This window comes from Pantoea sp. X85 (genome assembly GCF_029623675.1).
Lineage (GTDB): Bacteria > Pseudomonadota > Gammaproteobacteria > Enterobacterales > Enterobacteriaceae > Pantoea > Pantoea leporis.
This window is the reverse complement of sequence record NZ_CP121109.1, coordinates 381,742-395,377: the sequence shown is the minus strand read 5'-3', so window position 1 is coordinate 395,377 and position 13,636 is coordinate 381,742. Positions and strand designations below refer to the sequence as shown.

General features: G+C 55.2%; 12 protein-coding genes. 4 read left to right on the top strand and 8 right to left on the bottom strand.

Annotated features, from left to right (window positions below):
* Positions 1-63: 63 nt before the first annotated feature.
* The 8 genes from P6287_RS21385 to arnB all read right to left on the bottom strand — a co-directional run bounded on the left by P6287_RS21385 (position 64) and on the right by arnB (position 9,169).
* Positions 64-1,500 carry a sugar porter family MFS transporter gene (locus P6287_RS21385; RefSeq protein ID WP_192412950.1) on the bottom strand — a complete coding sequence of 479 codons (1,437 nt, stop codon included), beginning with the start codon at positions 1,498-1,500 and terminating at the stop codon, positions 64-66.
* A 328-nt stretch (positions 1,501-1,828) separates the two neighbouring features.
* Positions 1,829-2,194, bottom strand: coding sequence for a 4-amino-4-deoxy-L-arabinose-phosphoundecaprenol flippase subunit ArnF (gene arnF / locus P6287_RS21380; RefSeq protein ID WP_277974961.1), 366 nt, complete (start codon positions 2,192-2,194; stop codon positions 1,829-1,831).
* A complete protein-coding gene (gene arnE / locus P6287_RS21375; RefSeq protein ID WP_101761459.1) occupies positions 2,191-2,511 on the bottom strand; it encodes a 4-amino-4-deoxy-L-arabinose-phosphoundecaprenol flippase subunit ArnE in 321 nt (106 codons plus the stop codon). The genes arnF and arnE overlap by 4 nt, the downstream gene beginning before the upstream one ends.
* Complete coding sequence (gene arnT, locus P6287_RS21370; protein WP_277974960.1) at positions 2,508-4,169, bottom strand: lipid IV(A) 4-amino-4-deoxy-L-arabinosyltransferase; 1,662 nt, start codon at positions 4,167-4,169, stop codon at positions 2,508-2,510. The genes arnE and arnT overlap by 4 nt, the downstream gene beginning before the upstream one ends.
* An 18-nt stretch (positions 4,170-4,187) precedes the next feature.
* Entirely contained in the window at positions 4,188-5,072 is an 885-nt protein-coding gene (arnD, locus tag P6287_RS21365; RefSeq protein ID WP_137387421.1) for a 4-deoxy-4-formamido-L-arabinose-phosphoundecaprenol deformylase, read from the bottom strand.
* On the bottom strand, positions 5,069-7,048 hold the full coding sequence (arnA, locus tag P6287_RS21360; protein WP_277974959.1) for a bifunctional UDP-4-amino-4-deoxy-L-arabinose formyltransferase/UDP-glucuronic acid oxidase ArnA: 1,980 nt from the start codon (positions 7,046-7,048) through the stop codon (positions 5,069-5,071). Before arnA ends, arnD begins: the two co-directional genes overlap by 4 nt.
* Positions 7,045-8,031: an undecaprenyl-phosphate 4-deoxy-4-formamido-L-arabinose transferase gene (gene arnC, locus P6287_RS21355; RefSeq protein WP_110866936.1), complete on the bottom strand. Its 987-nt coding sequence runs from the start codon at positions 8,029-8,031 to the stop codon at positions 7,045-7,047. The genes arnA and arnC overlap by 4 nt, the downstream gene beginning before the upstream one ends.
* 1 nt (position 8,032) lies before the next feature.
* Positions 8,033-9,169, bottom strand: coding sequence for a UDP-4-amino-4-deoxy-L-arabinose aminotransferase (gene arnB, locus P6287_RS21350; RefSeq protein WP_277974958.1), 1,137 nt, complete (start codon positions 9,167-9,169; stop codon positions 8,033-8,035).
* A 243-nt stretch (positions 9,170-9,412) separates the two neighbouring features.
* Between arnB and P6287_RS21345 the strand changes: the two genes are divergently transcribed.
* The 4 genes from P6287_RS21345 (at position 9,413) to P6287_RS21330 (ending at position 13,599) form a co-directional block, all read left to right on the top strand.
* The gene (locus tag P6287_RS21345; protein ID WP_101761453.1) at positions 9,413-9,622 is read left to right on the top strand and encodes a hypothetical protein; all 210 of its coding nucleotides are present in this window, start codon (positions 9,413-9,415) and stop codon (positions 9,620-9,622) included.
* A 138-nt stretch (positions 9,623-9,760) separates the two neighbouring features.
* Positions 9,761-10,528, top strand: a complete 768-nt coding sequence (locus tag P6287_RS21340) for an A24 family peptidase (protein WP_277975335.1) — start codon at positions 9,761-9,763, stop codon at positions 10,526-10,528.
* Positions 10,529-10,734: 206 nt separating this feature from the next.
* Complete coding sequence (locus P6287_RS21335) at positions 10,735-12,120, top strand: diaminobutyrate--2-oxoglutarate transaminase (protein ID WP_110866938.1); 1,386 nt, start codon at positions 10,735-10,737, stop codon at positions 12,118-12,120.
* Between the two features lie 12 nt (positions 12,121-12,132).
* Positions 12,133-13,599, top strand: a complete 1,467-nt coding sequence (locus P6287_RS21330; RefSeq protein ID WP_277975334.1) for an aspartate aminotransferase family protein — start codon at positions 12,133-12,135, stop codon at positions 13,597-13,599.
* The last annotated feature ends 37 nt before the right edge of the window (positions 13,600-13,636 follow it).

Here is a 13,636-nt window from a genome sequence, read left to right as displayed (position 1 = left end):
GATAGTAAGCGATGTTGTTTTGCTGCTCTGCCAGAACCTTGATTGATTTACATCAATGCAACATCATTTGTACAACTCATGGAAATAGTGCTCGACCTGTTCCAGGCTGCGTCCTTTGGTTTCCGGGATGGTGCGCAACACGAACATCGATCCCCCAATACCAATCACGGCAAAGGTTAAGAAGGCACCGGCCAGACCAAATGCCGCCAACAGCAACGGGAACGCCATGGAAATTGCGAAGTTGGCCATCCACAACGCAAATACCGCGCCGCCCATGCAAATACCGCGCATCCGCGCTGGAAAGATCTCGGAAAGTAATAGCCAGGTAACCGGCGACAACGCGCCTTGCTGGAAGCACAGAAACATCAGCATGCCCGCCAGCACCAGATAGGCGCGCAGCAGATTGACGTCGCCTGCCGGGTGATATTCCGGCATGAAGAAACACACCGCGGCGATAAAAAACAGGCACGCGGTGCAGCCCATCTGACCAACCAGTACCAGCGGACGACGGCCGATTTTGCCGATCATCCAGATACCGATCAGCGTCATCAGCACCGAAATCACGCCGTTGGCGATGGTGGCGAACAGCGCGGCATCGTTGCTCAAGCCGGTTGCCGTCAGCATGGTAGGCGCGTAATACATGATGGTGTTGACGCCGGTCAGCTGCTGAATCGCCGCGATGCCGATACCAAGCAGGAACACTTTGCGCAGCCACGGCGTACGCAAATCGCGCAGGCGGCCTTTGCCCTGTTGCCGGTTCTCTTCGATGGTTTCTTCTATCTCTTCCAGCTCCCATTCGACGTCATCGGCCGCGCGGGTTTTCTCCAGTACTTTGCGTGCTTGCTGGCTATTACCGCGCATTACATGCCAGCGCGGGCTTTCCGGCATAAAGATCATGCCCAACCACAGCAATACTGCGGGCACAGTTGAGATAGCGATCATCCAGCGCCACGTGTGTTCTCCACCCCAGATTTCATTGAAAGTGGCGTTGGACACGTACGCCAGCAGCTGACCTGAAACAATCATCAGCTCCTGCAAGGTCACCAGTTGACCGCGCTTGTTCGCCGGGGCAATTTCCGCGATATACACCGGCACCGTGGCCGCTGCGCCACCGACGGCGATACCGAGGAACAGACGTGAAGCAATCATTGAGATGACATCCGGCGCGAAGGCCGAACCGATGGCGCCAAGGGCAAAAATAAAGGCCAGAGAGATGATGATCTTGCGGCGTCCCAGCGCGTCCGCGAAATGACCGGCGAGCAGCGCGCCAAAAGCGGCGCCAAACAGCAGTGAACTGGTGACTAACCCGGTGGTAAAGGGCGTGAGCTGCAGATCGTCACGCATAAAGAGTAAAGCGCCTGATACTACGCCGGTATCGTAGCCGAACAGCAATCCACCCAGCGTGGCGACCAGCGCAATAATTTTAACAAATGGCTCGGTGCGCGTGGCGCTATTGGGGCCGGAAGCGGTGTTAGTGGATATATAAAGTTCTCTTTCCATAATACCTCCTGGTGAAAAAATTAAGGAAATACGGCAGAACAAAACAGAGCACTCACGCTAGCGGTGTTTTTATTTCATGTTAATTTTTATTTGAAATTTGTTTTTCGAAGTGTGAGTTCAAGCATTTTGGGATTTTTATTTTGATGGATTTACATCAGTATGATGTGTTTATTTAGGGAGGGCTTTGAGGGGGTAAATAAAAAAGATCGCCATGAGTGGCGTAATGGCTTTCAATTAAGCGCCGTGTCACATCACTGCACCTTCCGAAGCGGCGCAATTTATTGCGCAATAAATTGCGCCGCTACGGTATGTGCATAAATAAACACCATCACTTACGGCGCGGCAGCGAAACCAGCATCAAGCCAAACACGATCAGCACCACGCCAGCAAAGCTGCTCCAGCGGAAGTTTTCGCCCAAAATCGGCAAGGAAATCGCGGCCAGCCACACCAATACATAACTCAAACTGAGCAGCGGATAGAGCCGGTTAAGCGGCAGCTGGCGCAGCGCCAGCATCCAGCACAGCATCGACAGCGCATACGCCCCGAGGCCCATCGCCAACAGCAGCAGCGGTTTCCAGTGCTGCACACTCAGCAATTCGCTTAATGGCGGGAAATCCAGCATCGCCAACCGCAGCACCAGCTGCGCCAGCGAAACCAGCAACACGCTGCACAGCGCCAGCATCACGCCTTTCATAGATGACTTCCCATCAGCGCCACGCCAGCAACAATCGCCAACGTACCGATCCACTGCTGCACGCTGTAGGTTTCGCGCCAAATCAGCCGCGCGGCGATCGCCACCAAAACAAAGTTAAGACTCAGCATCGGATACGCCACGCTCACCGGCACCACGCGCAATACCGCCAGCCACAGCAGCATGCCGATACCGAGCAGCAGGATGCTGAGCGCCAGCCAGGAAATCCCCTTTTTGATGCCGAGATGGGCCGCCTGCTTCTGACACAGTTGAGCGGCACAGCTCAGCACGCTCACCAGTAAAATCAGCAGCAGATTCATGGTTTCGCATCGTAGCCGTAGTAAACCAGGCGGCCCTGACGATAGACATCATCCGGTTCCGGCAGGTTTTTATCCGGCGTGCTGTCGCTGGCATTCAGCATCAAAACCAGCGAAACCTTGCCCAGCCGACGATGGATACGCAGCCAGTCGGCAAAGTTATCCGCATCAATATAGTGTGACTGTGCATCCGGGTAGCTCAGGCCATATTGCAACTCACCTTTGGCATCGTAGAAATTGATGTCGCTGCGCTGCAGTTCCCAGGCCACCGCTGATGCCACGCCAGGATTGTTTGCCAGCAGATAACGGCTATCCGCCAGCTGATCGTGTACCGCGCTAACAAAACTTTGTGGCTGCTTTGAATCGCGCACCTTGTCAGGAATGGCAAATCCCACCAGTAACGCCAGCGCCAGCGGACAGAGCGCGGCTAACTGCCAGCGACCCTTCTCCGGCTTGCGGCTTAGCCAGCCCATCGCGGCCCAACCTATAAAGGCGAGCGCCGCACAGAGCACGCCCATCCCTTCATCGCCGGTATAAACCGGACGATGCGCAACGCCCCAGGGGGCCAGCACCACTAAAACCACTATGGTGGTGATCAAACCGAACAGCAGATTGATCCAGCCATTTACCTTAAGCGCTTTAATCACCTGCGCCGAACCACTGTGTGCGTAATGCGCCATCAGCAGCGCCAGCGGTGCGAAACACGGCAGAATATAGGTCAGCAATTTGCCTTTGGCGATGCTGAAAAACAGCAGCGGCAGCAGCACCCAGCTCAATAAATAGATCGGCCCGGCTTGCTGGCTGCGCTGACGCCACGCGCCAATCAGCGATCCCGGCAGCAGCGCCAGCCACGGCAAAGTGCCCGCCAGCAACACCGGAATGTAGTACCAGAATGGCGCTTTGTGCTGCGCGTCCGACTCAGCGAAACGCTGAATATGCTCGACCCAGAAGAAGTAGTGCCAAAAATCCCCTTCCTGTTGATTGATCGCCAGCGCCCAAGGCGTGCTGAGCAGCGCAGCGACCAACATCGTCAGCGGCCCCCAACGCAGCAGTTCGCCAAAGCGACGTTGCCAAATGGCCCAAGGTAGAATCGCCAGTACCGGCACCGCCAGCGCGAGAAAACCTTTGGTCATAAAACCCATCGCGCAGGCCGCACCCAGCAACACATATCCGATCAATCGTTGCCGCGTGCTGCTGGCCTGTGACGCCAGCCAGTAACTGCACATGGCCGCGACCAGCCACAGCGTCAGGATCGGATCGAGCACCGCGTAGGTGCCGACGCCGTACACCAGCAACGAGGTGAGAAAAATCATGCTGCCGCTCAGCGCGATTTTACGGCTGGCGAACATCTGCGTGCCGAGCCAATACACCAATACCGCGCTCAACGTGGTGCTGAAAATCGATCCGGCGCGCACGCCAAAGTTAGTGTGACCAAACAGCAACTGGCCGAGGTTATTGACCCAATAACCGGCGATCGGTTTCTCGAAGTAGCGCAGATCGAAGAAGTGCGGCACTACCCAATTGCCGCTAAATAGCATTTCCCGGCTGATTTCGGCATAGCGGGTTTCGTCCGGCTGCCACAAGGCGCGGAACTCAATCGGGATCAGGTAAAACAGCGCGAAGAGCGCGAGGGGTAACGCGGTTTTAGTGACTGTACGCATCCGTGGTTCCTGTAAAAATTAGCGCTGGCAGCCTAGCCAGCCTTCACGCCCGGGAATATGCCCGCGCACGATGTTGCCCCGTGGCAGCGTAGTGAGATCGTCGGGTAACAAGGCGCTGAGTGGACAAAACTGAATGTCTTGCTGCTCCGCACGCCTCAGCAGATCGGCGAACGCCTCAAGCCCGACAATCCCTTCCACTTCGGCATGAATGGTGTAAACTGGCGAACCGCTTGCGGCATGGATCTGCTCGAGGATGAAGTCGTTATAACCTTCCGCGCTCACCGATTGCCCAACCACTTCATCCCAGGTCGGCAAGGTCACCGGGATTTGTACCGTGCCGTGGCTGCCATCACTGAGAATCGGTATAAATGGGCCGCTGCCGCGACAATCACTGTTATAGCTGAAATCAAACTGCTGCTTGGCAGCCACCACGCGACCATCAGCGCGCCAGCCCGCCACCGCTGAACAGGTGACATTGTCACCGATTATCGCTTCCAGCGCCTGTTTACCGCGCGCAATTTGCTCAACCAGTTTCTCTTGCGGCCACACACCCGCCCAGGTTTGCCAGGCAAAGTGATCCCACGCATGCAAACCGACTTCATGATGATCGGCGGTGGCGCTGATGATCTCCTCCAGACCGCGACCAATCTCACGTCCCGGCCAGGCGGTGCCGGCCAGCAAAATATCCCAGCCGTAGAGTGATGCGGCGCGCGACCGCAGCATTTTCCACAGAAAACGCGGTTTTAACAGGCGCCACAAGTGGCGCCCCATATTGTCCGGCCCAACGCTGAAGAAAAAACTGGCCTGCAGCTGATGCAAACTGAATTGCTCCAGTAACGCCGGCACGCCAAGTTGGGTGCCGCGCCAGGTATCGACATCGACACGCAAACCGACTTTCTTCATGGTTTGTCCTGTAGCTCAACGGTGCGCAGGAAGAAGTCCAGCGTGTTATCGATGGTGGTATCCATCTCTACGGTTGGCGTCCAGTCCAGCAGACGACGCGCGTTTTTGATCGACGGCTTACGGTGTTCCACGTCCTGATAACCTTTGCCGTAATAGCTGCTGCTCTCCACTTCACGGAAGCCGGCAAACGGCGGGAAGTTGCTGCGCAGCGGGTGACGTTCGAAACTCGCCAGCAGACGCTCGGCCAACTCTTTGATGCTGGCTTCGTTATCCGGGTTACCGATGTTGACGATCTGGCCGTCGCAGTTGTTCTGTTTGTTTTCGATGATACGGAACAGCGCTTCGATGCCGTCGCGAATATCGGTGAAGCAGCGCTTCTGTGCGCCGCCATCAATCAGCTTAATTGGTGAGCCTTCCACCAGATTGAGGATCAGCTGCGTGATAGCACGAGAACTGCCGATACGCGCGGCATTCAGATTATCGAGGCGCGGCCCCATCCAGTTAAATGGACGGAACAGCGTAAAGCGCAGCCCTTCTTTCTCACCGTAAGCCCAAATCACGCGGTCCAGCAGCTGCTTAGACACCGAATATATCCAGCGCTGTTTATTGATCGGCCCAACCACCAGATTAGAGTGATCCTCATCGAAATGCTGATCGGTACACATGCCGTACACTTCGGAAGTCGATGGGAAAATGATGCGCTTTTTGTACTTCACGCAGTCACGAATGATTTTAAGGTTCTCTTCAAAGTCGAGCTCAAACACGCGCAGCGGATTGCGTGTGTACTCAATCGGCGTGGCGATGGCCACCAATGGCAACACCACGTCGCACTTCTTAATGTGATACTCGATCCATTCTGAGTGAATGCTGATGTCGCCTTCGACAAAGTGGAAGCGTGGCTGATCGAGGAAACGGCTGATGGCGTCAGAACCGATGTCTAAACCGTAGACTTCGAAGTTATCATCCTGCAGCAGACGCTCGGTGAGGTGGTTACCGATAAAACCGTTCACGCCGAGAATCAGCACGCGCGTGCGTCGTTTCACCGCCGCCACTGGCTGAGAATAGAGCAAGGCGCCCTTCACCATACCGAGGTTTTGCGCCAGCTGGCTGCCGTTCATAAACACGCCGTTATCGCTTTGACCGGTCACCACTTCCAGCGCGCCTTCAGCGCAGGCGATCAGGAATGGCTCAACAGAAAGCACGGTACCCGGTTTGGCCTGATGTTCAGTGCTGTGTACACGACTTTTCCATACCACGAATTTCACCGTTCCGGCATAGGCGAACGCGCCGGGCCACGGATAGGTCACCGCGCGCACCAGATTATTGACTGTCTGCGCCGGTTGTTCCCATTTTATGCGGCCATCTTCTGGAGTGCGGCGACCCACAACCGTGGCTTCGCGCTCATTTTGTGGTGTGGTAACAATATCGCCGCGTTTTACCGCCGGTAATGCGCCTTCCAGCATCTGCGTTGCACAGGCAACCAGCTTGCGATGCAGCGTTAACGCGTTGTCCTGCTCGTCAATCGCCACGCGCTGTTGCGCCACGATGTCACCGGCATCGGCGCGCTTCACCATGCGGTGCAGCGTTACGCCGGTTTCGGTTTCGCCATTGACCAGCACCCAGTTCAGCGGTGCGCGGCCACGGTATTTGGGCAGCAGCGAACCGTGCAGGTTAAAGGCCCCCAAACGCGCACTGCTGAGAATGCAGTCGTTCAACAAAGCGCGGTAATAGAAGGAGAAGATGTAATCCGGTGCCATGGTTTTAATGCGATCGACCCACAGCGGATGATTGACATCCTCCGGCGCATAGACCGGAATGCCCTGCTCAGCGGCTAAACGCGCAACGGAGTCGAAAAAGTGGCTCTCAGTTCCTGTGTCTGAGTGGGTGAAAATAGCGCTGATTTCATAACCAGCGTACAGAAGTGCAGAAATACCCGCACAGCCCATTTCGGCGTAGGCGAAGACGACAGTTTTCATTGCTCAATTTCCTGTACAGATGAGGCGTTTTGCTGTGGGTGAATCACACGTTGGATGAAGTAGCGCGGACGGGCGCGTACGTCGTTGTAAATGCGGCCGATGTATTCGCCGAGTAATCCCATACCGATGAACTGCGCGCCGACAAAAATAAACAGCACCGCGAACAGCAGGAACACGCCGTCACCGGCCCATACCGCGCCGAGGAACAGACGCAGCACAATCAGAATCAGCGAGAAGGCAAAACCGGCCAGCGCAATCAAACTGCCGACGATACTCAGCAAGCGCAGCGGCGTGGTGGTCAGGCAAGTGACCAGGTCATACATCAGGTTAATCAGCCGCATAAAGCTGTACTTCGAATCGCCAAATTCGCGCTCGGCGTGCGCCACCGGCAGCTCGGTGGTGCGGCGCGCGAAGGTGTTGGCGAGGATGGGAATAAAGGTGCTGCGTTCGTGGCAGTTCAGCATCGCATCGACGATATGGCGGCGATAAGCGCGCAGCATGCAGCCGTAATCGCCCATCGCTTTGCCGGTGACGCGCTGAATCAGATGATTGATGGTGCGTGAGGCGCGACGACGGAACCAGCTGTCCTGGCGGTTTTGACGCACGGTGCCCACCACGTCATAACCCTGCTTAGCCGCTTTCACCAGGTTCGGGATCTCTTCCGGCGGGTTTTGCAGATCGGCATCCAGCGTGATGATCAGGTCGCCGCTGACGTGGCTAAAGCCCGCCATGATCGCCGAGTGCTGACCGTAATTACGGTTCAGCAACACGCCAACCACATGGCTGCCCGGCATATCGGCGGCATCGGCAATCATCTCGCCCGAGCGATCGCTGCTGCCGTCATCGACCAGCAGAATCTCGTACGCCAGATTTAATCCTGCGCAGGCTGCATCGGTACGACGCACCAGCTCCGGCAGGCTCTCCTCTTCGTTGTACACCGGGATCACCACGGAAACTTTGCGAATGGTTTTTTCTTCCAGCATGTCAAACTCCAGCGATCTGACGTAATGCGCTAATCACGCGCGTGACATCTTCATCGCGCATATCAGGGAATAACGGGATTGAGCAGATGCGATCGCTATTCCATTCGGTGTGCGGCAACGAGAGTTGCGGATAGCGTTCGCGATAATATTTGTGGGTGTGCGCGGCACGGAAATGCAGCCCGGTGCCGATATCCTGTGCTTTCAAGGTTTCCATAAGCGCATCACGACTGATGCCGCACTGCGCCTCATCAACGCGAATAATGAACAGATGCCACGCGTGTTGATGTGACCATTCTGGCTGCGCCAGCGGCAGAAACGGCGTATTCGCCAGTTCAGTGAGATAGCGCTGCGCAATCGCCGCGCGGCGCTGATTGATGGCGGGCAGCTTTTTCAGCTGCACCAAAGCAATCGCTGCGCTGATATCTTGCAGGTTGTATTTGAAACCCGGCATGATCACTTCGGCCTGCGGCTTGCGGCCGTGCGTGTGGCGATCGTACGCATCGACGCCGAGTCCGTGGAATTTCAGACTGCGCATGCGGTCGGCCAACGCCGCATCATCGGTGACAATCAAGCCACCTTCGGCGCAGGTCATGTTTTTGATGGCGTGGAAGGAGAAGATCGCCGTGCCCTGCTGACCAACGTGCTTTCCTTTGTAATAACAGCCTGCGGCGTGCGCCGCATCTTCAATCACCGGAATGCCATGGCGCTCACCAATGGCGCGAATGGCATCTATATCGGCGGGCGCGCCAGCGTAATGCACCGGAATGATGGCGCGCGTACGCGGCGTGATCGCCGCTTCAATCAGCTCCGGCGTTACCATCAAGGTGTCGCGATCGATATCGATCATCACCGGCGTCGCACCCAGCAGCGTGATGATGTTGATGGTGGAAACCCAGGTTAGCGAAGGCGTGATCACCTCATCGCCGGGCTGGATGCCCAGCGCCAGCAGCGTGACGTGCATCCCCGCCGTGGCGGAGCTGACGGCAATCGAATGCTGATTGCCGGTGAGCTGGCCAAAAGTCTCTTCCAGTTCGGCATTTTTCGGGCCGGTGGTGATCCAACCCGACTCAAACACCGATTTAACGGCGGCTAACTCTTCTTCACCCAACGAGGGCCGTGAGAATGGTAGAAAATTCATTATGTTACCTTGGAATTAAGCACTATTTAACGGCCATTTATTCCAAAATACGCGGGTTAACTTAACGCAACATTAAATGAGAAGGGTACTAAGTCGGCTTTTTCTGACACGTTGAGGATTGGTAGAGGAAGGGTCAAATTTGCCGGTTTATCATCATGAACCAGCACACTTCTTAAGGTTAAATTAAGGTTTTGACCCTATACTAAGTCAGGATATGTCTTATAACGTCTGGAGGATAATGCGATGAGTACGGCTACTGACAGACTTTCTCAGGCAGCGCTGCGCCGCCACCATATTGGGGTGAAAACCAAAGGATTGCGCTATCGCGGCGATCTATATGTGTTCCGCTATAACGCCGGCCACTACGATGTGTTCCTTAATAACGACCGCGTAATGTCATTGAATACCAGCAATGTGCAGGAAGCGATCCAGCTGTTTAAGCAGCAAGCTTAATCTTCTCCTCTCCATTTCTGGAGCCCGCTCTGCAATCCCGATGTATGCCGCTGTAACGCCCTTTTACCTCTCGCACCTATCCTCGCTTCGGCGTAAAGTCCTGGCAACGACAAGCCTGGATGGCGCGAGGTATGAGTAATGGAATACGTACATGGCTTAATTAGTGGCCTATTAGGATTGGCCGTAGGCAGCTTTCTTAACGTGGTGATCTCGCGGTTGCCATTGCAAATAGTGCACCCGAACACTCCGCTAAATGTGTGTTGTCCGCCCTCTCACTGCCACCAATGCACCACCGCGCTGCGCTGGCGCGACAACATTCCGCTCATAAGTTGGTTACTGTTACGCGGTAAATGCCGTTATTGCCATTGTAAAATCAGCGGGCGTTATCCACAGGTGGAGATAATTACCGCGCTTCTGACGCTGCTGCTTATCTGGCTGATGCCAGTCAATATGCAATTGCTGGGCGCGCTCATATTGTTCTGGGCGTTAACGGTATTAGCCTTTATTGACCTCGAACATCTGCTTTTACCGGATGTGATTACGCTGCCCTTGCTGTGGATTGCGCTGCTGTTTAAAGCGATGGGATGGCTACCCGGCTCATTACAAGAAGCGGTATGGGGATCCATAGCGGGATATTGCGTGTTGTGGGCGCTATCGATTTTATATCAATGGATTAGAGGCATTGAGGCGTTAGGGATGGGCGATGCAAAACTGCTGGCGGCAATCGGCGCCTGGTTGGGCTGGTCGCTTTTACCCTGGGTGCTTTTATTGGCTTCGGGCGGCGCTATTTTATGTGTTTTGATTTCCAAAGTTAGCGGGCAGCGCGAGCTCAATCACGTCATCGCCTTTGGTCCGTGGATCGCCTTAGCGGCTATAAGTCTCTTTATTCATTCGATTATTTTTTAACCACCCCAACTGCGGTGCGAAATTAAGTGGCCAATTTCTGGCCAACGCCCTGATTCATATATGGAAAGAGTAAACAAATCTAAACAAAATTAATCATTGTGATGTAGGTCAAAAGGCTCTATATTGGCCGCGTTTTTTCACGGCTGTTACTTTTTTGTTCAATTAGTCAATTGGCGAGCCTTACGTGCCCCGGTTGAAGGAGAGATATGATGACGGATAAAGTCCGTATTGATAGTTTTGGTGCCAATGCATTCAACGGAAATAACGACGCATTCTTAGCCCGTCAGGCTGAGTTTGAATCTAACGTCAGGAGTTACCCGCGCAAACTGCCTTTAGCTATCGCTAAAGCCCATGGCGTGTGGATCACAGATGTTGAGAATAAACAATATCTTGACTGTCTGGCTGGCGCAGGGACGCTGGCACTGGGTCACAACCATCCTGATGTTCTCCAGAGCATTCAAAATGTCATTACCAGCGGCTTGCCGTTACATACTCTTGATCTGACTACTCCACTGAAAGATCAGTTCTCTGAGTCTCTGCTCTCGCTGCTGCCAGGCCAGGGTAAAGATTATTGCCTGCAGTTCACCGGCCCTTCTGGTGCCGATGCGGTTGAAGCCGCGCTGAAACTGGCGAAGAAAGCCACTGGCCGTAGCGGCGTGATCAGCTTCTCTGGCGGTTATCACGGTATGACGCACGGCGCGCTGTCCGTCACCGGTAACCTGGCACCGAAAGAAGCGGTTGATGGCATGATGCCAGAAGTGCAGTTCATGCCTTATCCGCATCAGTATCGTTGCCCGCTGGGTATCGGTGGTGAAGCTGGCGTGAAAGCGCTGACCTATTATTTCGACAACCTGATCAACGACGTGGAAAGCGGCGTGCGTAAGCCTGCAGCAGTAATCCTCGAAGCCGTTCAGGGCGAAGGCGGCGTGAACCCAGCACCCGCTGAGTGGCTGCAGCGCATCCGTAAAGTGACGCAGGAACACGGCATTCTGTTGATCCTCGACGAAGTTCAGGCTGGCTTTGCCCGTACCGGCAAATTCTTCGCCTTCGAACACGCCGGCATCGAGCCAGACATCATCGTGATGTCTAAAGCTGTTGGCGGCGGTCTGCCACTGGCTGTGCTGGGCATCAAAAAGCAGTTCGACGTTTGGTCACCGGGTCATCACACCGGCACCTTCCGTGGCAACCAGCTGGCGATGGCTACCGGCCTGACCACGCTGAAAATCCTCAAAGAGCAGGATATTGCAGGCAAAGTGGCTGCGCAAGGTGAATGGCTGAAACAGCAGCTGGCCGCGATGCAGAAACGCTTCCCGGTGATTGGTCACGTTCGTGGTCTCGGCATGATGATCGGTATTGAGATCGTTAAACCGAACGAAGCGGCCGATCACATGGGCAGCTTCCCGGCTGACGGCGAACTCTCTGCGCTGCTGCAGAAGAAGTGCTTCGAAGCAGGTCTGATTCTGGAGCGCGGTGGCCGTCATGGCGCAGTTCTGCGTCTGCTGCCTTCACTGCTGATCACCAACGATGAGCTGGCGATTTTCTTGGATAAATTTGAGCAGGCGCTGATTGGCGCTGGCGTCAAACCTGTTTGATTGGAAGAGTAAATGTCTGAAGTAAACCCGATTCTGGCCGCCTCTGCACAGAGCATTGAGGCGTACCAGCAGGCGATTGCCCAGAGCAGCGCCGCGGTTGTGCAGTGGCTGCAACAGCCTGAGATGTATCAAGGCAAAAGCGTTGCCGAACTGCGCGAGCGTATCACGCTCGACTTCAATCCAAACGGCCTGGGTAACCAGGCCGCGATTGAACGCGCGATTGAATATTTCCTGAAAGACAGTCTTTCAGTGCATCACCCACAATGTGTAGCGCATCTGCACTGCCCGAGTCTGGTGGTAAGTCAGGCGGCAGAAGTCCTGATCAACGCCACCAATCAGAGTATGGATTCGTGGGATCAGAGCCCTTCTGCCACCATCATTGAGATCAAACTGATCGAATGGCTGCGTGCGCAAGTGGGTTATCCGGCTGGCGACGCAGGTGTGTTCACCAGCGGCGGCACCCAGAGCAACCTTATGGGCCTGATGCTGGCGCGCGACGCCTTCTATCAGCGCCAGGGCCACTCGGTGCAGCAGCACGGTATCACTGGTGATCTGCGTAAGATCAAAGTGCTGTGTTCTGAAAACGCGCACTTCTCCGTACAGAAGAACATGGCGCTGCTTGGCCATGGCTACCAATCTGTGGTGCAGGTGAAGTCTGATGAGTTCGCCCGTATGGATGTGTCAGACCTGAAAGCCAAACTGGCGCAGGCCGACGCTAACTGCGAACAGATCCTGGCGATCGTGGCGACTGCCGGTACCACCGATGCCGGTGCGATCGATCCGCTGCGTGAAATTGCCGGCATTGCTGCCGATCGCAACATTTGGGTACACGTTGATGCAGCATGGGGCGGCGCGCTGCTGCTGTCCGAGAAGTATCGCGACTACCTCGATGGCCTGGAGCGGGTGGATTCTGTCACTTTGGACTTCCACAAACAGTACTTCCAGACCATCAGCTGCGGTGCGTTTCTGCTGAAAGATGAGCGTCATTACGAGCTGATGCGCTATCAGGCGGCTTACCTGAACTCTGAGTTTGATGAAGAGGCCGGCGTGCCGAATCTGGTATCCAAATCCCTGCAGACCACGCGTCGTTTCGATGCGCTGAAACTGTGGATGGGCCTGGAAGCGCTGGGTCAGAAACAGTATGCGGCGATCATCGATCACGGTGTGACGCTGGCGCAGGAAGTGGCGAAGTTTGTTACCTCTGCACCACGCCTCGAGCTGGTAATGCAGCCTCAGCTGGCTAGCGTGCTGTTCCGCTATCGTCCAGAGCAACTGACCGATACCGCTCAGATTGCGCTGTTCAACCAGCGTATCGGCGATGCGCTGCTGGATTCAGGCCGCGCCAACGTGGGTGTGACCGAGAACCAGGGCATAACTTGCCTGAAGTTGACCTTGCTGAACCCAACCGTAACGCTGGAGGATGTTAAAGTCCTGCTGGCGCTGGTTGAGAAAACCGCAAATCAGCTGCTGAACGCGTAATCACCTGTGTTGCGAAAAAGCCGATAACTGGCAACGG

What these genes read in the sequence shown, in the direction of transcription:
- arnC (WP_110866936.1), bottom strand. Translation starts at nt 8,031, where the DNA reads ATGCTGGAAGAAAAAACCATTCGCAAAGTTTCCGTGGTGATCCCGGTG.
- arnB (WP_277974958.1), bottom strand. Translation starts at nt 9,169, where the DNA reads ATGAATTTTCTACCATTCTCACGGCCCTCGTTGGGTGAAGAAGAGTTA.
- P6287_RS21340 (WP_277975335.1), top strand. Translation starts at nt 9,761, where the DNA reads ATGGAATACGTACATGGCTTAATTAGTGGCCTATTAGGATTGGCCGTA.
- P6287_RS21335 (WP_110866938.1), top strand. Translation starts at nt 10,735, where the DNA reads ATGATGACGGATAAAGTCCGTATTGATAGTTTTGGTGCCAATGCATTC.
- arnT (WP_277974960.1), bottom strand. Translation starts at nt 4,169, where the DNA reads ATGCGTACAGTCACTAAAACCGCGTTACCCCTCGCGCTCTTCGCGCTG.
- arnD (WP_137387421.1), bottom strand. Translation starts at nt 5,072, where the DNA reads ATGAAGAAAGTCGGTTTGCGTGTCGATGTCGATACCTGGCGCGGCACC.
- arnA (WP_277974959.1), bottom strand. Translation starts at nt 7,048, where the DNA reads ATGAAAACTGTCGTCTTCGCCTACGCCGAAATGGGCTGTGCGGGTATT.
- P6287_RS21330 (WP_277975334.1), top strand. Translation starts at nt 12,133, where the DNA reads ATGTCTGAAGTAAACCCGATTCTGGCCGCCTCTGCACAGAGCATTGAG.
- P6287_RS21345 (WP_101761453.1), top strand. Translation starts at nt 9,413, where the DNA reads ATGAGTACGGCTACTGACAGACTTTCTCAGGCAGCGCTGCGCCGCCAC.
- arnE (WP_101761459.1), bottom strand. Translation starts at nt 2,511, where the DNA reads ATGAATCTGCTGCTGATTTTACTGGTGAGCGTGCTGAGCTGTGCCGCT.
- arnF (WP_277974961.1), bottom strand. Translation starts at nt 2,194, where the DNA reads ATGAAAGGCGTGATGCTGGCGCTGTGCAGCGTGTTGCTGGTTTCGCTG.
- P6287_RS21385 (WP_192412950.1), bottom strand. Translation starts at nt 1,500, where the DNA reads ATGGAAAGAGAACTTTATATATCCACTAACACCGCTTCCGGCCCCAAT.